This window comes from Bradyrhizobium sp. 21 (assembly GCF_023073335.1).
Lineage (GTDB): Bacteria > Pseudomonadota > Alphaproteobacteria > Rhizobiales > Xanthobacteraceae > Bradyrhizobium.
The window spans coordinates 193,948-213,908 of record NZ_JADPJG010000035.1 but is presented as its reverse complement, the minus strand read 5'-3'; the positions used below and the strand labels follow the sequence as shown (position 1 = coordinate 213,908).

At 63.5% G+C, this 19,961-nt stretch carries 24 protein-coding genes and 1 tRNA gene; 11 read left to right on the top strand and 14 right to left on the bottom strand.

Going from position 1 to position 19,961, the window contains the following annotated elements:
• Positions 1-359 precede the first annotated feature (359 nt).
• The 5 genes from IVB31_RS29665 to IVB31_RS29645 all read right to left on the bottom strand — a co-directional run bounded on the left by IVB31_RS29665 (position 360) and on the right by IVB31_RS29645 (position 3,526).
• The gene (locus tag IVB31_RS29665) at positions 360-962 is read right to left on the bottom strand and encodes an ATP-dependent Clp protease proteolytic subunit (protein WP_247331226.1); all 603 of its coding nucleotides are present in this window, start codon (positions 960-962) and stop codon (positions 360-362) included.
• Between the two features lie 57 nt (positions 963-1,019).
• The gene (locus tag IVB31_RS29660) at positions 1,020-1,388 is read right to left on the bottom strand and encodes a hypothetical protein (protein WP_247331224.1); all 369 of its coding nucleotides are present in this window, start codon (positions 1,386-1,388) and stop codon (positions 1,020-1,022) included.
• Positions 1,385-1,699, bottom strand: coding sequence for a metalloregulator ArsR/SmtB family transcription factor (locus tag IVB31_RS29655; RefSeq protein ID WP_247331222.1), 315 nt, complete (start codon positions 1,697-1,699; stop codon positions 1,385-1,387). Before IVB31_RS29655 ends, IVB31_RS29660 begins: the two co-directional genes overlap by 4 nt.
• Before the next feature lie 53 nt (positions 1,700-1,752).
• Positions 1,753-3,054, bottom strand: a complete 1,302-nt coding sequence (locus tag IVB31_RS29650; RefSeq protein WP_247331219.1) for an ammonium transporter — start codon at positions 3,052-3,054, stop codon at positions 1,753-1,755.
• A gap of 133 nt (positions 3,055-3,187) precedes the next feature.
• A complete protein-coding gene (locus IVB31_RS29645) occupies positions 3,188-3,526 on the bottom strand; it encodes a P-II family nitrogen regulator (protein WP_007598647.1) in 339 nt (112 codons plus the stop codon).
• Between the two features lie 252 nt (positions 3,527-3,778).
• Here IVB31_RS29645 and IVB31_RS29640 point away from each other — a divergent pair, with 252 nt between their 5' ends.
• Complete coding sequence (locus IVB31_RS29640; RefSeq protein WP_247331217.1) at positions 3,779-4,669, top strand: DUF4339 domain-containing protein; 891 nt, start codon at positions 3,779-3,781, stop codon at positions 4,667-4,669.
• 40 nt (positions 4,670-4,709) lie between these two features.
• On the opposite strand, the gene tesB is transcribed toward IVB31_RS29640, so the two are convergent.
• Positions 4,710-5,573: an acyl-CoA thioesterase II gene (gene tesB / locus IVB31_RS29635; RefSeq protein WP_247331214.1), complete on the bottom strand. Its 864-nt coding sequence runs from the start codon at positions 5,571-5,573 to the stop codon at positions 4,710-4,712.
• A gap of 139 nt (positions 5,574-5,712) precedes the next feature.
• On the opposite strand from tesB, the gene IVB31_RS29630 reads away from it, so the two are divergent.
• On the top strand, positions 5,713-6,930 hold the full coding sequence (locus IVB31_RS29630; RefSeq protein ID WP_247331212.1) for a ubiquinone biosynthesis hydroxylase: 1,218 nt from the start codon (positions 5,713-5,715) through the stop codon (positions 6,928-6,930).
• Positions 6,931-7,126: 196 nt separating this feature from the next.
• Here the strand turns inward: IVB31_RS29630 and IVB31_RS29625 are convergent, their stop codons facing one another.
• Together IVB31_RS29625 and IVB31_RS29620 are read right to left on the bottom strand one after the other, a co-directional pair.
• The gene (locus tag IVB31_RS29625; protein WP_148752775.1) at positions 7,127-7,324 is read right to left on the bottom strand and encodes a Trm112 family protein; all 198 of its coding nucleotides are present in this window, start codon (positions 7,322-7,324) and stop codon (positions 7,127-7,129) included.
• A 62-nt stretch (positions 7,325-7,386) separates the two neighbouring features.
• Positions 7,387-7,917: a TetR/AcrR family transcriptional regulator gene (locus IVB31_RS29620; RefSeq protein ID WP_247331210.1), complete on the bottom strand. Its 531-nt coding sequence runs from the start codon at positions 7,915-7,917 to the stop codon at positions 7,387-7,389.
• A 107-nt stretch (positions 7,918-8,024) separates the two neighbouring features.
• Between IVB31_RS29620 and IVB31_RS29615 the strand changes: the two genes are divergently transcribed.
• The 3 genes from IVB31_RS29615 to IVB31_RS29605 all read left to right on the top strand — a co-directional run bounded on the left by IVB31_RS29615 (position 8,025) and on the right by IVB31_RS29605 (position 9,471).
• Complete coding sequence (locus IVB31_RS29615; RefSeq protein ID WP_247331207.1) at positions 8,025-8,375, top strand: hypothetical protein; 351 nt, start codon at positions 8,025-8,027, stop codon at positions 8,373-8,375.
• A gap of 200 nt (positions 8,376-8,575) precedes the next feature.
• Positions 8,576-8,854, top strand: a complete 279-nt coding sequence (locus tag IVB31_RS29610) for a PepSY domain-containing protein (protein ID WP_247331205.1) — start codon at positions 8,576-8,578, stop codon at positions 8,852-8,854.
• A 23-nt stretch (positions 8,855-8,877) separates the two neighbouring features.
• On the top strand, positions 8,878-9,471 hold the full coding sequence (locus IVB31_RS29605; RefSeq protein WP_247331202.1) for a cytochrome b/b6 domain-containing protein: 594 nt from the start codon (positions 8,878-8,880) through the stop codon (positions 9,469-9,471).
• A gap of 176 nt (positions 9,472-9,647) precedes the next feature.
• On the opposite strand, the gene IVB31_RS29600 is transcribed toward IVB31_RS29605, so the two are convergent.
• Both IVB31_RS29600 and trxA read right to left on the bottom strand, forming a co-directional pair.
• On the bottom strand, positions 9,648-10,325 hold the full coding sequence (locus tag IVB31_RS29600) for an LON peptidase substrate-binding domain-containing protein (RefSeq protein ID WP_247331200.1): 678 nt from the start codon (positions 10,323-10,325) through the stop codon (positions 9,648-9,650).
• A gap of 68 nt (positions 10,326-10,393) precedes the next feature.
• Positions 10,394-11,317 (bottom strand): thioredoxin, encoded by a 924-nt coding sequence (gene trxA, locus IVB31_RS29595; RefSeq protein WP_247331198.1) that lies wholly within the window; start codon positions 11,315-11,317, stop codon positions 10,394-10,396.
• A gap of 273 nt (positions 11,318-11,590) precedes the next feature.
• Here trxA and IVB31_RS29590 point away from each other — a divergent pair.
• A tRNA-Gly gene (locus IVB31_RS29590) sits at positions 11,591-11,665 on the top strand.
• A 71-nt stretch (positions 11,666-11,736) separates the two neighbouring features.
• Here IVB31_RS29590 and IVB31_RS29585 read toward each other — a convergent pair.
• The gene (locus IVB31_RS29585; RefSeq protein ID WP_247331196.1) at positions 11,737-12,309 is read right to left on the bottom strand and encodes a TetR/AcrR family transcriptional regulator; all 573 of its coding nucleotides are present in this window, start codon (positions 12,307-12,309) and stop codon (positions 11,737-11,739) included.
• 111 nt (positions 12,310-12,420) lie between these two features.
• Between IVB31_RS29585 and IVB31_RS29580 the strand changes: the two genes are divergently transcribed.
• The 4 genes from IVB31_RS29580 to IVB31_RS29565 all read left to right on the top strand — a co-directional run bounded on the left by IVB31_RS29580 (position 12,421) and on the right by IVB31_RS29565 (position 16,656).
• Entirely contained in the window at positions 12,421-13,107 is a 687-nt protein-coding gene (locus IVB31_RS29580) for a glutathione S-transferase (protein WP_247331194.1), read from the top strand.
• A gap of 116 nt (positions 13,108-13,223) precedes the next feature.
• Positions 13,224-14,210 (top strand): NAD(P)-dependent oxidoreductase, encoded by a 987-nt coding sequence (locus tag IVB31_RS29575; protein ID WP_247331192.1) that lies wholly within the window; start codon positions 13,224-13,226, stop codon positions 14,208-14,210.
• 379 nt (positions 14,211-14,589) lie between these two features.
• Entirely contained in the window at positions 14,590-15,864 is a 1,275-nt protein-coding gene (locus IVB31_RS29570; protein WP_247331190.1) for a PQQ-dependent sugar dehydrogenase, read from the top strand.
• Positions 15,865-16,062: 198 nt separating this feature from the next.
• Complete coding sequence (locus IVB31_RS29565; RefSeq protein ID WP_247331188.1) at positions 16,063-16,656, top strand: c-type cytochrome; 594 nt, start codon at positions 16,063-16,065, stop codon at positions 16,654-16,656.
• Positions 16,657-16,741: 85 nt separating this feature from the next.
• Here the strand turns inward: IVB31_RS29565 and panE are convergent, their stop codons facing one another.
• From panE to IVB31_RS29550, 3 genes are all read right to left on the bottom strand, one after another.
• On the bottom strand, positions 16,742-17,665 hold the full coding sequence (gene panE / locus IVB31_RS29560; protein ID WP_247331186.1) for a 2-dehydropantoate 2-reductase: 924 nt from the start codon (positions 17,663-17,665) through the stop codon (positions 16,742-16,744).
• A 113-nt stretch (positions 17,666-17,778) separates the two neighbouring features.
• On the bottom strand, positions 17,779-18,387 hold the full coding sequence (locus IVB31_RS29555; protein WP_247331184.1) for a 2-hydroxychromene-2-carboxylate isomerase: 609 nt from the start codon (positions 18,385-18,387) through the stop codon (positions 17,779-17,781).
• 147 nt (positions 18,388-18,534) lie between these two features.
• Entirely contained in the window at positions 18,535-19,128 is a 594-nt protein-coding gene (locus IVB31_RS29550) for a DUF2239 family protein (protein ID WP_247331182.1), read from the bottom strand.
• 145 nt (positions 19,129-19,273) lie between these two features.
• Here IVB31_RS29550 and IVB31_RS29545 point away from each other — a divergent pair, with 145 nt between their 5' ends.
• Entirely contained in the window at positions 19,274-19,939 is a 666-nt protein-coding gene (locus IVB31_RS29545) for a glutathione S-transferase (protein WP_247331179.1), read from the top strand.
• Positions 19,940-19,961: the final 22 nt, after the last annotated feature.

Sequence of the window (19,961 nt, the reverse complement as noted above, 5' to 3'; positions counted from 1 at the left end):
CCATAGAATCAAATGCCGTGCCAGATCGGGCACGTTGGCTAACGGACTATGAAAACGGGTGTTTTCGCGTTTAACGCGTATTGCGGTGCAGTGCGCCATTACGTCGCGCTCAATACGTGGTCATGACTGATCAAAAACAAGGCACGACAGGCCGCCGACACAATGTTGCACAGGGCTCGGGCAGCGGAACGGTAATTCAGTAAGGTGACCGCCTCTTGGAGGGCTTCGCCGTGCTGCGAAATATCCAGTCCCTCGAACTCGTGCTCACAGGATACGCGCAAGGGGCGCGAACCGGCCGACCAGCTTGAGCAGGACGAAGCTCACCGGACGGTATCCGGCTGAGCGCCTCTGTCGGACCATCAGGCGGCGCCGCGCTCCGCAAACACCCTATCGATCAGTCCCCATTCGACGCCTTGCTGCGCGGTCATGAAGTGGTCGCGGTCCAGGGTCCGTTCCACCTCCGTCTCGGAGCGCCCGCAATGTTGGGCATAGAGCCGGATGAGACGCCGCTTGGTTTCCTGCATTTCGTTGGCATGGATCAGGATGTCGGAGGCCTGGCCTTGAAAGCCGCCGAGCGGCTGATGCACGTGGAGGCTCGCATTGGGCAAGGCGGCGCGGTGACCGGGCTCGCCGGCCATCAGCAGGAACGAGCCCATGGAGCGCGCGGTGCCCATGCACAGTGTATGGACCGGCGCCTTGATGAACTGCATGGTGTCGTACATCGCAAGGCCGCTGGTGACCACGCCGCCGTAGGAATTGATGTAGAGATTGATCGGCTTGTTTGGATTGTCCGCCTCCAGGAACAGCAACTGCGCGCAGACCAATCCTGACATCGCATCATTGACCTCGCCGTTGAGGAAGATGATGCGCTCGCGCAACAGCCGCGAGTAGATGTCGAAGGATCGTTCGCCGCGGGCGGATTGCTCGACGACCATGGGGACGAGTTGAAGCATGTCGCGCATCGGCGACCTCCATTCCTAAAGGTGATGAAGTCTAGGGGTGATGAAGTCGTATGGCCGTCAGGCCGCGCGCATCAGGCAGCAATTGGTGTTGGCCGCCCGCGGCAGCTTGGCTCGATCGTCACAGGTCTGGATGATGCGAAAGCGGGTGCCGCCGGCGTCGTTTGGTTCGAGCCGGAAGGTGACCTGGGTTTCGCGAAACGGCGGCTCGGACTCGCGGAGCCGGTAGCGCACCTCTTCGCCTGGGATCGATGATTCAGGCTCGGCGCCCGCAAGGTCGCAATCCGGCAGCCAGCGCTCGCGCAAAGCGGGAATGGTTACGGCGCGCCAGACCTTCCCTGGCGGCGCATCGAATTCATATTCGAGCACCAGAGTTTCTTCGAGCACCGAGGCTGCGTCGGCAGGATCAGGCTTCGCTGCGTCGCTCATTGATCCATATCCTTCAAGAGATCGGCGAGTGCTTCCATGCGCTTCGGCCAATAGGCGCGGTAGCGCGCAAGCCATGTCCCGATGGTGGCGATACCGTCCGGGTCGACCTCGTAATTCACAAAGCGGCCCTGCCGCTGTTCGCGCACCAGGCCTGCCGAACGCAACACCGCGAGATGCTGCGACATCGCCGGTTGGCTGATCTCCAATCCGTCGCGCAAAGCGCTGGCATTCAGGCTGCCGCCAGCGAGCTTGTCAAAGACCTTGCGGCGGGTCGGATCGGCCAGCGCCTTGAAGATATCGGCTTCGATCATGTCGACACATAAGCATACGCTTATGTGTCGCGCAAGCCCTTACTGCCAAGCGCTTACTGCAAAGCTTCGCCGTGCTGCGAGATATCGAGCCCCTCGAGCTCGTGCTCGCGCGACACACGCAAAGGCACGAACAGGCCGACCAGCTTGAGAAGAACAAAACTCACGCCCGCCGACCAGACGAAGGTGACGGCGACTCCATAGAGCTGGATCAGGAGCTGCTGCGGATGGCCCTCGAGCAGGCCGGCGGTGCCGCCGATCGCGCTCGTCGCGAACACGCCGGCCAGCAGCGTGCCGGTCAGCCCGCCGATGCCGTGGACGCCGAACACGTCGAGCGAATCGTCATAGTCGAAGCGGTGCTTCAGCCAAGTGCAGGCCCAGTAGCAAACGAGGCCTGCGATCACGCCGATGACGATGCCATGCCAGGGCGCCACGAAACCCGAGGCCGGCGTGATGGTGCCGAGGCCGGCGACCGCGCCGGAGATCATGCCGAGCACGGAAGGCTTGCGCCGTGTCGACCATTCGATCGCGCCCCAGGTCAGTGCGCCGGAGCAGGCTGCGAGATGGGTGGCGATGATCGCCAGCACCGCGCGCGAATTGGCCGCGCCTGCCGAGCCGCCGTTGAAGCCGAACCAGCCGACCCACAACAGGCCGGTGCCCATCACCGCAAGCGACAGATCGAATGGCGAAAGATTTTCGGTGCCGTAGCCGTGACGGCGTCCCATCACCTTCGCTGCGACGAGGCCAGCGGTGCCGGCCGACAGATGCACCACGAGGCCGCCGGCGAAATCCAGCACGCCCATGCCGGCGAGGAAGCCGCCGCCCCACACCCAATGCGCCAGCGGAATGTAGACGAAGATGAACCAGGCGACGGAGAACAGCAGATAGGCCGAGAACCGCATCCGGTCGGCGACCGAGCCCGCGACCAGCGCCACCGTGATGATCGCAAACGTCATCTGGTACAGCATGAACAGCGCTTCCGGGATCGTCTTCGCCGCCGGGTTGACGCTGTCCATGGTCATGCCGACGAGAAACCAGCGGTCGAGCGAGCCCATCCACGGGCCGTCGCCGACGAAGCACAGCGAATAGCCGAACGCGACCCAGAGAATGGAGATGATCGTCACCGCGGCGAGGCTTTGCGCCATGGTGGCGAGCACGTTCTTCTTGCGCACCATGCCGGAATAGAACAGCGCGAGCCCCGGGATCGTCATCATCAGCACCAGCGCGGTGGCGACGATCATCCAGGCGGTGTCGGCGGTGTTGATCTCGGAATTCGCGGCGTGCACCGGCGATGCGATGATGGACGCAAGTCCGATCGGCGCGGCCATAGCAGCCGCGCGGCGCAGCAATCCCGCCATGTCGTTTCCCCCAGCATAGTGATTGCGTCGCACGCTGTGGCGCCGTTGCCCGGTGCGATCGAAGAAGAATCAGAGCGTTTTCGAGCGAAGCGGATACCGGTTCGCGTCAAGAAAACGCGTCAAAACAAAAGAGTTAGAGCGCGTCGCTGTCGGTCTCGCCGGTGCGAATGCGGGTCGCGTGATCGATCGGCGTGACGAAGATCTTGCCGTCGCCGATCTGGCCGGTGCGCGCCGTCGCGGTGATGACGGCGACGGCCTTCTCGGCGATATCGGAGGCCACCGCGATCTCGATGCGCAGCTTCGGCAGGAAGTTCACGACATATTCGGCGCCACGATAGATCTCGGTGTGGCCCTTCTGGCGGCCATAGCCCTTCACCTCGGTCACGGTCATGCCGTGGACGCCGATCGCCGTCAGTGCCTGGCGGACTTCATCGAGCTTGAAGGGTTTGATGATCGCGACGACGAGTTTCATGGTCAGGCCTATTCCCCGGGGATGCACCGCGCCGTATGTCCCCGGCGCTGCGCCAATCTGGCATCTTTCCGGGCAAATGGCATAAAAAACTTGCAGATTGAAGCGGAAAAACGTTGAGCCATGTGAACGGCCGCCTCTGTACAGGGCAGCCGTTCATCCTCCAGAATGCGTTTTTGGCATGGATGCGGTGAACCCCAGCGGTGAACCTAAGCGTGCCGGCCGGTACATAAGTATGTTTGAGGGGGACGCTTCATGGCGAGTTGGTTCTACGCATCCGAGGGCAAGCAGCAGGGGCCCTATCCGGAAGGGCAATTCCGCGACCTGGTCGCGCAAGGGATTGTGCGCCCGGATACGCTGGTGTGGTCGGAGGGTATGGCCGGCTGGCAGAAGGCCGCCGAAATCCCCGGCCTGGTCGGTGGGGCCGGTGGGCCGCCGATGATGCCGACCGGCGGGCCCCCGATGATGGGCTCCAGCGCTTATGCCGGCGGCGGGGGCGGAGGATCGCTGGCGGTTGATTTCGGCATCCTCGAATTCACTTGGCGCAGCATCGTGATGCTGATCGGCATGTGCTTCATCATCCCGGTGCCGTGGGTGTTCGTCTGGTACACGAAATGGATCGTGTCCTGCGTCAAGGTCCCCGGGCGGCCCAATCTCAGCTTCACCGGCAATGCGATGGCGCTGGTGCCCTGGTATTTCGGCTTCATTGTTCTGGCGATCGTGATCGGCTTCCTCGGCGTCCCGTTGCTGAGCAATTTGATATTCATCGCCCAGATCGTTCTCTACTGGCTCCTGATCAAATGGATGGTGGCCAACCTCGCCTCCAACGGGCAGCCGCTCGGCCTGAGCTTCACCGGCACGGTCTGGGCCTATGTCGGCTGGAGCCTGCTGTTTGCGATCTCCATCATCACCATCATCGGCTGGGCCTGGGTCGCCGCAGCTCAGATGCGCTGGTTCTGCCGCAGCATCGAAGGCACGCGGCGCGAGATCGTCTTCAACGGCAGCGGTCTCGGGATTCTCTGGCGGGGCATCGTGGCCGCATTCCTGTGCGGCTTCCTCATCCCGATCCCGTGGGTGTATCGCTGGATCATGAACTGGTTCGCGTCGGAGACTGTCTTGGCTCCGCGCGGATCGCTCCGGGCATGACCTCGAGAGGCATAAGCGCGATCGATCGTGCTTATGCCTCTTAGGCTTTCCGTTCGCGCACCGAGCCTTCCTGCGCGACCGAAGCCACCAGCGTGCCATCAGGCTTGAAGATCGAGCCGCGGGTTAACCCGCGGCCGCCTCTCGCGTTCGGCGAATCCTGCGCGTAGAGCAGCCATTCGTCGGCGCGGAACGGGCGGTGAAACCACATCGCGTGGTCGAGGCTCGCGGGCATCATGCGCTTGTCGAACAGCGTGCGGCCATAGCGCGCCATGATCGCATCCAGCAGCGAGAAGTCCGACGCATAAGCCAGCGCGCACATGTGCAGCGCCGGATCGTCCGGCAGCGTCGCGGCGGTCTTGATCCAGACATGGATGCGGCCGTCCTCGATCTGCTGGCCGAAATAACGGCCGAGCTCGACCGGGCGCAGCTCGATCGGACGGTCGGATTCATAGTAGCGGCGGATGAACTCCGGCATCTCCTTGAACATCGGCTGCTTCGCCACTTCCTCCGCCGTGAGCTTTTCCGGGGGCGGCACGTCGGGCATCTTGTCTTGGTGATCGAACGCGCTCTCTTCCTCCGCGTGGAACGACACCATGATCGAGAAGATCGCGTTGCCATGCTGGATCGCAGTGACGCGTCGCGTCGAGTAGCTCTTGCCGTCGCGCAGGCGCTCGACCTGGTAGATGATCGGGATCTGCGGATCGCCCGGCAGGATGAAATAGCAATGCAGCGAATGCGGCAGCCGGCCCTCGACGGTGCGGCAAGCTGCAACCATCGCCTGACCGATCACCTGGCCGCCGAACACCCGCTGCCAGCTGGTCTTCGGACTGTTGCCGCGGAACAGATTCACCTCGAGCTGTTCGAGGTCGAGGATCGAGATCAGGTCGATCAGGCTCTTGGACATGGAATTCAGCTTTCGCATTGCCGCCCCGGGGGTTCGCTGCTCCGGAATGACACAATGGGGCTCTTCGCCCTTGTTTCACCGCACTGTTTCGCCCACCTCAAGTCTGCTAGCAAGACCAGGATTGAGCCGGGAATTGGGTATGTCGCAGGGTAGCATTGTCATCGGTGGCGGCGCATTTGCAGGCCTGGCGCTGGCCTTGGCGCTGCGCCAGGGGCTTGGCCCCGAGATCCCCGTCATCGTCGCCGATCCCGCGCTAGCGACACGGCCAAGCCGGGACCCGCGCGCCACCGCGATCGTGGCCGCCTGCCGCCGCCTGTTCGAGGCGATCGGCGCCTGGGACGACGTCAGGGGCGACGCGCAGCCGATCCTCGACATGGTCGTCACCGATTCCAAGCTGGAGGACGCCACTCGCCCGGCGTTCCTCAACTTTGCCGGCGACGTCGCGCCCGGCGAGCCTTTCGCGCATATGGTCGAGAACCGCCGCCTGATCGATGCGCTGGTGGTGCGCGCCGAGGCCGAGGGCATCGATCTCCGCGCGACCACGGTGACGACTTACGACGCGCGCCCCGAAGGCATCGACGTAACGCTCGGCGACGGCAGCGTGATCGCGGCGAGCCTGCTGGTCGCCGCCGACGGTGCGAAGTCGAAGCTGCGCGAGCGCGCCGGCATCGCCACCCATGGCTGGGAATACGATCAATCCGGCATCGTGGTCACCGTCGGCCATGAGCGCGATCACGAGGGCCGCGCGGAAGAGCATTTTCTGCCCGCGGGTCCGTTCGCGATCCTGCCGCTTTCAGGCAAGCGCTCGTCGCTGGTGTGGACCGAGCGCCGTAGCGAGGCCGCGCGCATCATTGCGTTGAGCGACGAGGAATTTCACGGCGAGCTCGAGCAGCGCTTCGGCCTGCATCTCGGCGAGGTGAAGGCACTCGACAAGCCGCGCGCGTTCCCGCTGTCCTATTTCGTGGCGCGCTCGTTCATCGCCGAGCGTCTCGCGCTGGTCGGCGATTCCGCCCACGTCATTCACCCCATTGCGGGCCAGGGCCTCAACATGGGGCTGAAAGACGTCGCCGCGCTGGCCGAGGTCGTGGTCGATGCGGCGCGGCTCGGCATGGATCTCGGCGGCGCCGACGTGCTCGAACGCTACCAGCGCTGGCGCCGCTTCGACACCATGGCGATGGGCGTTGCCACCAACTCGCTGAACTTCCTGTTCTCCAACCAATCGACGCTGCTGCGCACCGTCCGCGACATCGGCCTCGGCCTGGTCGACCGCGCCCCGCCGCTGAAGAATCTTTTCATTCGCCAGGCCGCTGGTTTGACGGGCGAGATACCGCGGCTGTTGAAGGGCGAGGCGTTGTAGCGCCGCGCGGCCCCCCTATCCGCCGTCGTCCCGGCGAAGGCCGGGACCCATACGCCGCAGCAATCGTTTTGCGAAGACTCGGAGTTACCAGCTCGCGCCGCAACTTCTCTCTGTGGTTATGGATCCCGGCTTTCGCCGGGATGACAGTGAGTGTGTGGAGCGGTCATCGCGCCATTCTGCGCGCACAACCTCAACCTCAATCGATCTTGCGCGCCTCTTCCGGCAGCATGATCGGAATGCCGTCGCGAATGGGATAAGCGAGCCTGGCGCTGCGCGAGATCAGCTCCTGCTTTGCAGAATCGAACTCAAGCGGACCCTTGGTCAGCGGGCAAACCAGAATCTCCAGCAATTTGGGATCGACGCTGGGTTCGGGGCGTTCGGTGGGCGCGTTCATGGGAGTCTCCGGCAATTGGCTTGCCTCTAGCACAGAAAGTTGCGGCCGCCCATCGTGCTCCACTAGGCCGATACCATCCGCAGGATCTCGTCGAGCAGGTCCTGGAGCCGCGCGGCCGGCACCGGCGGGCTCGACAGGGCGAAGCCGAGAAATGTCCAGTACAGGATTTGCGCGCGGGCTCGCGCCGCCGCTGTATCGAGACCGCGCTTCTCCAGCAGCCCTTCGATATAGTCGAGCCTGCGCCGGTCGATTGCACGCACCGCCGTTTGTGCCGCGGCATCGAAGGCCGCCCAGTTCCGCACCGCGCGCTCGAGGTCGAGCCGTGCACCAAAGGTCCTGCGCAGCAGCGCTTTCAGCGGCTCGTCGCTGGCGGCTTCGACATCGGCGATGATCTGCTCGGCCGCGATCTCGCGCCAGCGCTTCAAGAGGGCAGCGTGGAACGCGCCGAGATCGGCGAAATGCCAATAGAAGCTGCCGCGCGAAACGCCCATGGCTTTCGCCAGCGGATCGGCCTTCAGCGCGGTGAAGCCGCTTTTGGCGAGCGCCTTCAGTCCCTCCTGGATCCAGTCGTCGGCGGAGAGCTGTTCGGTCATGGTGGTTCCCGGAAATCGCACCATACACTAGTGTATTGACAGTCCGCAGGCCAGCGCCTATCTCACCATACACGGCTGTATGGACGAGGCCGTAAGGAGCTTTGACGATGCGTGATCTCTTGCTCCAGTGCGCCGGCGTCGTGACCATCGTCGTCGCCCTCATCCATGGCATTCTCGGCGAAGCAAAGGTCTTTGCCCGCGCCCGTATCGAGCCGGAACGGCTCCGCACCCTGATCCGGCTTGTCTGGCAGGCCTCGACTGTCGCCTGGATCGGCGGTGGGGTGCTCCTGCTCGCGGCGCCCTGGATGGAATCGGAGCCGGCGCGCCACTGGATCGTCGCCACCATGGGCTGTGTGTTCGGCTTCTCCGCTCTCGCCAACGCATGGGCCACGCGCGGGCGGCACTTTGGCTGGATGGCGCTCAGTGCCGTCGTCGCCATGGCGGTCGCCGGCTATTAGCACGCCATCTCAAACCGTGAGGCGTAAGGCCGCACTGGCTCGTCAAATGCATGCGGCACACGGAGAGCACTGATCTTTTTCGGATCGTTAGAATAACTCTAAGGCCTCCTGCCTCCGAACCGGATTGACTTCATCATCGGCTTCGCTTCCTTCGGTCCCGCTTCGCGCCACGCGCGCACACGACAGAGGAGGAGACGTTCGTGAAGGTCATTCGTGTTGTTGCCATCGCACTGACGATCGGGATTGGGATGAGCTCGGCGGCCATGGCCGACGGTTTCAAGGATTGCACCAAGCTCGACAAGGCGTCGTGGAAGCCGGCGAGCGACGCCGAAGCCAAGGCCAAGGCGCTCGGCTACGAGGTGCGGCGTTCCAAGATCGAAGGCTCGTGCTATGAGGTCTATGGCGTCAAGGAAGGCAAGCTCTACGAGCTGTTCTACAGCCCCGAAGATCTCAGCCTGAAGCACACGATTGCCAAGTAGGTCAGTTTGAGGGTGGTCCACGCTTGATCGAAAAAGCGGTGCCGGAAGCGCGCGGGGCGGTCGACAGGAGCCCCGCGGATCGAACCGCTCCGCGGACGGTCGCAGTCTGGGACCTCCCGCTACGCCTCTGGCACTGGGCTTTCGCGGCCAGCGTTCTGGCCGCGTGGTTCACGCCCACCGTCTATGACAGACTGCACCGCATCGCCGGCTATACGGTGCTCGCGCTCCTGGCCTTCCGCCTCGCCTGGGGGTTCTGGGGAAACCGCTATTCGCGCTTCCGCATGATCGGCGTCAGGCTTCGTGCCGCGCCAAACTATCTCTGGAATCTGCGCCGCGGCATCACGGGCCGCTACATCGGGCTCAATCCGGCCGGCACGTTGATGCTGGTGGCGCTGCTGCTGTCGATCGCGGTCTCGGCGATCACGGGCGCGATGTCGGTGACCGTGACCTTCTTCGGCGTCTGGTGGATCGAGGATACCCACGCCTATGCGTCGGACGCCGTCATCGTGCTGGTCGTGCTGCACGTCGTGGGCGTGGTTCTGATGGGACTTCTCCAGCGCGAGAACCTGATCCGCGCAATGATCACCGGACGCAAACGCATCCGCGGTCATTCCTGACGTCGAGTCGGAGTGACTGAGCGGCGGGCTCGGTTCACCTCTCCCGCTTGCGGGAGAGGTCGCGGAGCGAAGCGACGCGGGTGAGGGTTCTCTCCTCTGGGGATTTGTCCCGTTGCGGAGACACCCTCTCCCCGCTCCCTCTCCCGCAAGCGGGAGAGGGAGCGCACCGTCTTCCCTCACTGCAGCGGCGGATCACCGCTGGTGCGCTTCTTGGCGAGGTCCATCTCGGTGACGGCGATCAGGATCTCGGCGCGGGTCTTCAAATCCATCGCCTCGAGCATGGCCTGCTTTTCCGCGGGGCCATAGGGCGACATCATCGCCAGCGCGTTGACGAGCGCCTCGTTGGGGGCGCTCTCGACGCCTTCCCAGTCGACCTTGAGATTGTTGGCCTTCAGAAAATCAGCCAGCACCGCCAGCAGCGCCTCGCGATCGACCTCGTCCTCGCCCATGCGCGCGGTGAAGTCGTCGACGAAGGGGAAGAAATCCACCTTGCACTGCCGGTAGGCGGTCAGCACTTCCAGCTCCTCGACGATCTTGAAGCGCGAGACGCCGGTGAGCTCGAGGATGTAGCGGCCGTCGCCGGATTCTGCGAGCTGGGTGATGCGGCCGACGCAGCCGACGCTGAACAGCGCCGGTCTGTCGGAATTCTTCGGCGAGTGCGCGGCGTCGGGCTGGATCATGCCGATCAGGCGATGGCCGTCGCGGAAGGAATCATCGACCATCGAAAGGTAGCGCGGCTCGAAGATATTGAGCGGCATCTGGCCGCGCGGCAGCAGCAGCGCGCCCGGCAGCGGAAACACCGGAATGATCTCCGGAAGATCGGCAGGGCCGCGATATTCGATGTTGATCGGCATCTGGTCCCCATTGTCCGCATCAAGTCATGATGCCTAACGCTCCGCCGGCTGTGATGGATCAATCATCGTCAGGAAAACAGGATGATCGACAAGCGCTTGCGTCCCTCGACGGTTGCGTCGTCGGTGCCGCCCCAGGCCTCGAAGAACTGCACGAGCTGCTTGCGGGCGCCGTCGTCGTTCCATTTGCGGTCGCGCTTGATGATCGCAAGCAGCTGCTCGGTGGCCGCTGCACGGTTGCCTTGCGCGTTGAGCGCGGTCGCAAGGTCGAACCGGGCCTGATGATCGAGCGGGTTTGCGGCGACTTTCTGTTCCAGCTCGGTGACGGGCCCGAGCGCTTCCGCCTGCTCGGCGAGATCGATCGCGGTCTGCACGGCCTTCACCGCGGGGTCGTTGCGCTTGGATTCCGGCACCATGGCCAGCGTCTGCTTGGCCTGCTCCATCGCGCCGGAGACGGCGTAGCATTTTGCGAGCCCGGCAAGTGCGGCGATGTTGGTCGCATCATGCTGCAGCACTTCCGCGTAGATTTGGGCGGCCGCGGGGGCATCGCCCTCGGCGAGCACGGCCTCGGCCTCCTGCAGAATTTCGGCGACGTTCGGCTCGCCCGGCGCGGTCACGCCCTTGGTCAGCTTTTCGATGAAGGCGTTGAGCTGGCTCTCCGGCACCGCGCCCATGAAGCCGTCGGCCGGCTGGCCGTTGACGAAGGCGATCACCGCCGGAATCGACTGGATGCCCATCTGGCCCGGGATCGCCGGATGCTGGTCGATGTTCATCTTGACCAGCTTGACCTTGCCCTTGGCTGCCTTGACCGCCTTTTCCAGCAAGGGGGTGAGCTGCTTGCAGGGGCCGCACCACTCCGCCCAGAAGTCGATCAGCACCGGCTGGCGCTTCGATTCCTCGATGACGTCCTTCACGAAGGTCTGGGTGGTGGTGTCCTTGATCAGATCGGCCGCAGCCGGGTTTGCGGCTCCGTTACCCTGGTCGATGATCGTCACGGGATCCCCTCGTCTGATGTCTGGAACGGCGGGTCTTTAGCACGCCGCCAATTCATATGCTTTGCTGTCGGCCTAAAATTGGGCCGGGCCGGCCGAATTTCAATCCATCGGCGCCGATTCGGCGGATCCGGGTCGTTTTTGGGCGATTCGGCCGGGATCGGGCTCCATATGGGGCTCCGAAACCGAATCTAAGCTGCCGGTAGCTGTTGCATTCGCCGCCCGGTTTTGGCATACGACAGCCGTTGCCGGCGCGTCACGCGACCGACACAGGATGCGGGTGTAGCTCAGTGGTAGAGCACGACCTTGCCAAGGTCGGGGTCGAGGGTTCGAGCCCCTTCGCCCGCTCCAATTTTTCTTCCAGCGTCCAGTATTCCGTAAGCGCAATTCGCTTCGGCTTGCCTTTCGCGAGCCAGTGAGGCTCAGGCAATCAGTCCCGCCACACGATAGGCCTTGATGGCGCGATCGTAGACCGAGATGTCATTGCGCCCGCGTGCAATCAACTGCGCGCCCGCGATCGCGGCGTAGATCGCCATCGCTCGCTCGCTGCTCGCCTCTTCACTGGCGGAGGGGTTGGCCGCCGCGAGCACGCGCGTGATCCACGCGATATTCATGCGCGGAAAGCGCTCGATCTCGCGTCTCACCTCCTCGGGAAGATCGTCGAGCTCGGCGCTCATGATGCCGCTCAGGCACATGCGATTGCCGTTGGCGAGCGCGGCACGGAAGATCGCGACATAGCGGTCGAAGCACGTATGTGGATCAGGCGCCGTGGCGAGCACCTCCTCCAGGTAGGCGGCACCCTCCTCGGTATAGCGTCGGGCCAATGCCACGCCGAGATCGCCCTTGGTGGGGAAATGGTAGTGCACGCTGGCACTCTTGATTCCCACGTCCTTGGCCAGCTCGCGAAAGCTCAGCGCGGTGTATCCGCGCGCCTGCACCGTTGCTCGTGCAGCCGCCAGGACGGCCTCCCGCATGTCAGATTTGGTCTTCGCCATCGATTTCGTTACCTATCAATCGATAGATAGCTGTTGACCGACGGGATGGGAAGGGGGTAAGAGGCGCTCCCCTCTATCTATCTATAGATAGACAACCAAAAAAGGTGCTCCATGAAGATCTATGATCGCCCAGGCTTCCCCAACCCCGCCCGCATCCGCATCGTGCTCGCCGAAAAGCAGCTGGAGTCTCAGGTCGAATTCGTCCCGGTCGACCTCATCGGGGCCGAGCACAAAAGCTCTGCATTCCTGCAAAAGAACCCATCCGGCGTCCTGCCCGTGCTTGAGCTCGACGATGGCACCTTCATCTCCGAATCCACGGCCATCACCGAATATCTCGATCACCTCGACGGTCGCCCGACGCTGACGGGCGCGACGCCGAAACAGAGGGCTCTGATCCATATGATGCAGCGGCGCGCGGAAGCCGAGCTGATCGATCCGGTCGGGGAATACTTCCATCATGCCACCCCCGGTCTTGGACAGCAGCTCCAGGCCTTCAAGAGCCTCGACTGGAATGGCCGCGCCGAGTGGGGACGGCGGCAAGGCGAGCGCGCGCGTGCCGGGATGAGCTATTTCAACAAGGTGCTGGAGCGGCAGCCCTACATCGCCGGCGAAGCCTTCTCGATGGCGGACATCACCGTCTTCGCCGGCCTGTTGTTCGCCGACGCTGCCGGGCTCACCATTCCCGACAATTCCTCCGCTCTTGTCGCGTGGCGCGCACGAATCGCCGAACTGCCGAGCGTGAAAAATCGCAGCGGTCAGGCATTTCTCGCTGACGACGCGCGCCGTCTCGGCCTCTGATTGACGCCGCGCATTTCCAGGGTCAAACGATAACCGGTCCGCGGCGCGCGGGTGAGGCAGGCTCAACGAGCCACGCCGAGCCCGCGCATTGCCAATAGACCAACGTGGAATGTGCAATGACAATTCTGGTCACGGGCAGCGCGGGTCACCTCGGGGAGGCCATTTTGCGTACGCTCCGCGGGCGCGGTTCATCCGCCCGTGGCGTTGATTTGAAGCCATCGACTTTCACCGATGCCGTCGGTTCCATCGTCGATCCGGACTTCGTGCGCAATCACATGGACGGCGTCAGCGCCGTGATCCACACAGCGACGCTGCACAAGCCGCATGTGGCGACCCACAGCAAGCAGGATTTCATCGACACCAACGTCACCGGCACGCTCAATCTGCTTGACGCGGCCGTGGCCACCGGTGTGCGCAGCTTTGTTTTCACCAGCACCACCAGCGCGTTCGGCTCGCAGCTCAGGCCGGAGGCGGCACAGGCCGCGGTGTGGGTGACCGAGGATCTGCCGCCGGTACCGAAGAACATCTACGGCACCACAAAACTGATGGCTGAGACTCTTTGCGAGCTGTTCTTTCGCGAGCGCGGCCTGCCTGTCGTGGTCTTGAGGACCTCGCGCTTCTTCCCTGAAGACGATGACGATCCCGCGATCCGGTCGGCTTATGCGCCGGAGAATGCGCAGGCCAACGAGCTGCTCTATCGCCGGCTGGATATCGCGGACGCGGTGAGCGCCCATCTGCTCGCCGCCGAGCGTGCGCCGACGATCGGGTTTGCCCGCTACGTCGTGTCGGCGACGAGCCCGTTCGAGCCGCGCCATCTCGCGGCGCTGGTGCGCGACGCGGCCGGTGTCGTGCGCGAGCTCTATCCGGATTGCGCGCAGCTCTATGCGGCGCGCGGCTGGCGGCTGTTGCCTGAGATCGATCGTGTCTATGTCAACGAGCGCGCGCGGCGCGAGCTGGGCTGGCGGCCCGAATTCGACTTCGCGCATGTCCTGAAGTGCCTGCGCGATGACCGCGACTTTCGCAGCCCGCTGGCGCGTGATGTCGGGGCGAAAGGCTATCATGACACGGTTTTCGACAATGGTCCCTACCCCGTCGCTCCGTAGTCGTTGCCTTTGCTGATTTGCTCAACGCATCAAGAGGCTATCCGTCTTCACCGGGAGCAAAACGGTCTGAGCCGTTCTACTGTGCATGGGGTTGTTTTCCCGTTTTTTTGTTCCAGTCCTCGTGCTGCCTGCAAATTGACCACCCGCGTGTTTGATTCCGCGCTGCAGCGAGAGCGCTGCCTTCGCTTGCCTCGCGTCGAGAAAAAATTCGTCTCAATTTTTATCGAGCGCAACGGCGGTGCGCGCGGCGCGCTTCTCACCGCCGGAAGATGTGCTAACCTTTTCGCGTCGGCCTCTCGACAGACTCAAAACTTCGCCTCTCGACTAGCCATAACAAAATAACGTGCAGCCCTGACGGCTGCCATAGGGGAGTGACGCGATGACATCGATGTTCCATCGATCCGTGTTGGCGCTTGCGGCCGTGGCCCTTCTTGCGGGGACCGGCGTGGGTCACGCGCAGCAGCAGGACAAGAACAAGCCGCTGAAGAAATACGAATCCGGCACCAAGGAGTTCTGGACCCATCCGCCGGATGACTGGTTCCTCGGTGACGAGACCGAGGCGCAAAAGGGCCTGGCGCCGCCGTCAGGGCCGCCGACTGGTGCGTCGGAGGCCGAGCTCGCCAATATCGTCAAGAAGATCAAGCTGCCGGCCGGCTTCAAGATCGAAGTCTACGCGTCCGGCGTTCTCGCGGCGCGGCAGATGGCCTGGGGTGACAAGGGCACGCTGTTCGTCGGCTCGTTCGGCCTCGGCAACGTCTATGCCATCAAGGACAACAACGGCAAGAAGGAGGTCAAGACCATCCTCAAGGGCCTGAATATGCCCACGGGTCTGGCCTTCAAGGACGGCGCGCTCTACGTCATCGCGGTCGACAAGCTGATCCGCTACGACGATGCCGAAGCCAAGATGGACAATCTCGGCGAGGGCAAGGTCGTCTATGACGACATGCCGTCCTATGCCGCGCATGGCTGGAAATACATCGCGGTCGACAAGGAAGGCTGGTTCTATTTGCCGTTCGGACCGCCCTTCAACGTCGGCGTTCCCCCGACCAGCGTGTCGCAGATTCGCCGCGTCGATCCCAAGACCGGCAACGCCGAGGTCTACGCGCTCGGCGTTCGCAACTCGGTCGGCGGCGACGTCGATCCGCGTACCGGCAAATACTGGTTCACCGAGAACGCGCGCGACTGGATCAGCGACGATCTGCCCAGCGACAAGCTGAACATGATCTCGAAGATCGGCGAGCACTTCGGCTATCCCTATTGCCACCAGGGTGATCTGCCCGATCCGAAGTTCGCGATGGGCCACAAATGCTCCGAGTTCACGCCGCCCGTGCTGAATCTCGGCGCGCATGTCGCTCCGCTCGGCATGAAGTTCTATACCGGCGACCAATTCCCCGCCGAGTACAAGAACAACATTTTGATCGCCGAGCACGGCTCCTGGAATCGCCACAAGTACCAAGGCGGCCGCATCATGCGCGTGATCGTCGGACCCGACGGCAAGAACGCCAAGCAGGAGGTGTTCGCCTCCGGTTGGATCGAAGGCGACCAGGGCTATCTCGGCCGTCCCGACGACATCATCCTCGCCAAGGATGGCTCGATCCTCGTCGCCGACGACTGGGCTGGCGCAATCTACCGCATCAGCTACAGCAAGAAGTAGCCCGACCACGACACGAGGCTGCGGGGCCGAGGGGCACCGCAGCCTTTCTCGTTTCAATTTCGCACGCACTCGTTCCGAACCTGCGCGCCGCTTGCGTACAAGTCAGGAACCCAAAACCACGAACGAGGGTTATCGAGTCCGGGTTCGTCCTCAGGCGTGCCCCGGGAATGACGAACTCGTCAAAACGGAATTTTCATCATGCGCCGGCAGGTCATCTCGCTCGCAATCACCGCGCTTGCGCTCACAGCATTCGCATTCGTCCCGGCCCAAGCCGCCGACAACGCCGCGATCAAGGAGAAGGCCGCCGTCTGCTCCGGCTGTCATGGCGAAAACGGCATCTCGCAGACCGAGAACATTCCTTCGCTCGCGGGCCAGCCCGATCAATTCCTGCAATGGCAGCTCGTGTTCTTCCGCGCCGGCTCGCGCAAGAACGACCAGATGCAGCCCATCGCCGAGGAAATCACCAACGAGGACGTTCGCAATTTCGGCGCCTATTTCGCCGCGCTGACGCCGCCGACAGCGGAGGAGGACAAGGATCCGGAGCTGTCGAAAAAGGGCGCCCAAGTTGCCGTCGGCCGCCGCTGCGCCTCATGCCATACGGATAGCTTTGCCGGCACCAAGGCCGTCGCGCGACTGGCGGGTCAGCGCGAGGAATATCTGGTCAAGGCGCTGCGCGACTACAAGAGCAGCCAGCGCGTCGGCGGCGGTGGCGCCGCGATGGCCGATGTCGCCTATCACATGAGTGACGAGGAAATCACCGCCGTCTCGCACTATCTCGCGTATTTCAAATAGCGCGAGGCTGCTGGACAAGCTCCACTGTCGTTCCGGGTTCGCGCTGCGCGTGCCTCGGGACGACGGCGGCATCTAGGGCTTGCAGCTAGCCCGCCCGCTGCTTCTCATACGCCTTCAAATGCGTGTACGCGATGCGCAGCTTCGGCACCGGCACCTTGGCGGCATCTGCGCGCGCGATGAGGTCGCCGATCACATGGTCGGCCTCGACCGGCAGGCCGGCCTTGACGTCACGGAACATCGAGGCCGTCATCGGCGAGCCCTCGGTGGTGATCATGCCTTTGACGCGCTCGAAGAACGGTCCGCCCGGCGTGTAGCCCGACGCGGTGGCGATCGCGCTGGTCTCGTCCAGCATGCCGAGCAAAAAGTCCCGGCCGCCGGGGGCGGCCAGAATGTTGCCGACGGAGGTGCGCATCAGGCTGGTGGACGCCGCGAGCGAGGAGAGGAACACCCACTTCTCCCACATGTCCTGCATGATATTCTGGCTGGCGGTGGCGCCATTGATGCCGCTCTTGAAGGCCTCGTCGATCGCCTTGACCCGGTCCGACAGCTTGCCGTCGCGTTCGCCGAAATTGAGCGACTGCATCGGCTGCAGCTGCACCACTTCGCGTTTCTCGTTCAAGGTCGCGGCGATGGCGCAGAGCCCCCCGAGCACGCGCTCCTTGCCGAACTTGGAATCGAGCGTATCGAGATGCTTCATGCCGTTGAGCATCGGAATGATTGCCGTATCAGGCCCTACCGCTGCGGCGAACGATTTGATGGCGTCGTCGAGATCGAACGCCTTGCAGCTGAGCAATACGACGTCGAACTTTTCAGTGAGCTTGTCGGCCTGCACGGTAGGCGGATTTTTCAGCGTCACGTCGCCGTTCGGGCTCTTGATGACGAGGCCTGCACCCGCGAGCTCGCTGGCGCGCCGCGGCCGGACCAGGAAGGTGACGTCGCGGCCGGCCTGCAACAGTCTGCCACCAAAATAGCCGCCAATGGCGCCGGCGCCGACCACGAGGATACGCATGGGATTGTCCTTATTTTTGCTATTGGCGGTCTATCTATAGTCGTCATTGCGAGCGAAGCGAAGCAATCCAGAATGTCACCGCGATCACATTCTGTCGTCGGAGATTGACGGGACTACTTTCCCGACACCATCTCCTCGACCTCGCGCAGCTGCTCCTTGCCGAAGAAGATCTCGTTGCCGACGAAGAAGGTCGGCGAGCCGAACGCGCCACGCGCGACGGCCTCCTCGGTGTTCTTGATCAACCTGCCCTTCACTTCGGGCTCCCCGGCGCGGGCGAACAGTTTTTGAGCATCGAGGCCGGAGGACGCCAGCGCCTTCGCCGCGATTTCAGGATCGTCCATCTTCTTCGGCTCGCGCCACATGTGGTGGAAGGCCGCCTCGACATATTTTTCGAACACCCCCTCGAGCTGCGCCGCGATTGCCGCACGCATCAGGTTCAGCGTGTTGACGGGGAAGTTTGGGTTGAAGACATAAGGCTCGACCTTGAAGCGCTTGACGAAGCGCTCGGTCTCGATCGCCTGGAATTCGCGCTTGTTCTTGATGCCGGCGAGCGTCTCGGCCGGCGACTTGTTGTTGGTCGACTTGAAGATGCCGCCGAGCAGGATCGGAACGTATTCGAACTTGACGCCGATGCGGCTTTCGATCGCCGGGATTGCGAGATGGCTGAGATAGGCGTTCGGGCTGCCGAAATCGAACAGGAACTGCGGGGCTGTGCGGGTCAAAATCGTTCTCCCTGACGTCGCTTTTTCGCATTGTGGCGCAGCCCACGCCACAGGTCCACCGTTTAATGACGGTCATAATATCTTGATGATTTCGTCGGATCAGACCCCGGATCGTCCGCTTGCGCCACAGCGATGTGCAAGCATGTGTTACGCGCGGTCGCCGGTGGCGAGCTTGACGATGTGGTCGCGGATATCAGTGGGCCAGTCCGCGATCAGTCCGGTGAAGCGCCGCCGGTCGTCCGCGAACAGAGCGCGCGAGGCTTCCTCGAATTGCGGCAGGTTGCCCGCCATGGTCGACATGAAGTGATAGGCCGCATCGCGAGCCTGCCGCTCGCGGTCCTTGTCGCCGCTCGCGCGCCTGGCTTCGTCGACGAGTTTTCGCAGCGCGACCGAAGCGCCGCCGGGTTGCGCGCCGAGCCACTCCCAGTGTCGGGGCAACAGCGTCACTTCGCGCGCGACCACGCCGAGCTTGGGCCGGCCGCGGCCGCGCGGCTCGCTTGGTGCGGTCTCCTCAACCGGGGGCGGGACAAGCTTCGCCAACCGCGCCAACACCTCGCGGTCCCCGCCGCGCAGATCGAAGTCGATCGATCGGCCCGTGTCGTCCTCGAAGATGATGATCGGCTCGTCCGGCTGCGGTGCCATCCGCTTGACGACGAGCGCGACTTCTCCTGCCGATCCGGATGCCAGGCGGCGCGGGCCCTGGAAGGCGGTGAAAGTCCTTTGCATTGTAATCATTGCCATATTGGTGATGTTGGCCCTTTTATATCCGGGTAAATTGTCAACGTCAATATACCCGGGTGAAAATATCCGCCCGGATGGCTCGACATTGTGCTCCCGGGCTGGCAGGTACGCGGCCGACCGACCACGCCAAGCTGGGGACCTCGCGATGCTGACCGTTCACCACCTCAACAATTCCCGCTCGCAGCGCGTGCTGTGGCTGCTCGAGGAGTTGGGCGTGCCCTACGAGATCGTGCGCTATCAGCGCCAGCCCGACATGCGCGCGCCGAAGGAGCTGCGCGCCATCCATCCGCTCGGCAAATCGCCCGTCATCACTGACAACGGCAACACCATCGCCGAGTCGGGCGCGATCATCGAATATCTCATCGCGACCTACGGCAACGGCCGGCTCGTGCCGCCACCCAACACGCCGGAGCGACTGCGCTTCACCTATTGGCTGCACTACGCGGAGGGCTCGGCGATGCAGCCGCTGCTGCTCAAGCTGCTGTTCACGCTGATGCCGAAGCGCGCGCCGGCGTTGCTGCGCCCCCTGGTACGCAAGGTCTCGAACCAGGCGCTCACTGCGCTCGTCAATCCGCAGCTCAAGCAGCACATGGATTACTGGGAAGGCGAGCTTGGCAAGAGCGAGTGGTTCGCCGGCAGCGCGTTCACCGCCGCCGACATCCAGATGAGCTTTCCGCTCGAAGCCGCGCAAGCGCGCGGCGGGCTCGAGCTTGGCCATCCCAAGGCGATGGCGTTTCTGGAGCGCATTCACGCGCGACCAGCGTATGCGCGTGCGCTGGAAAAGGGCGGACCGTACCTGGTGGGGCGGTAAGTTTCCTCACCGCTCCGAGGTG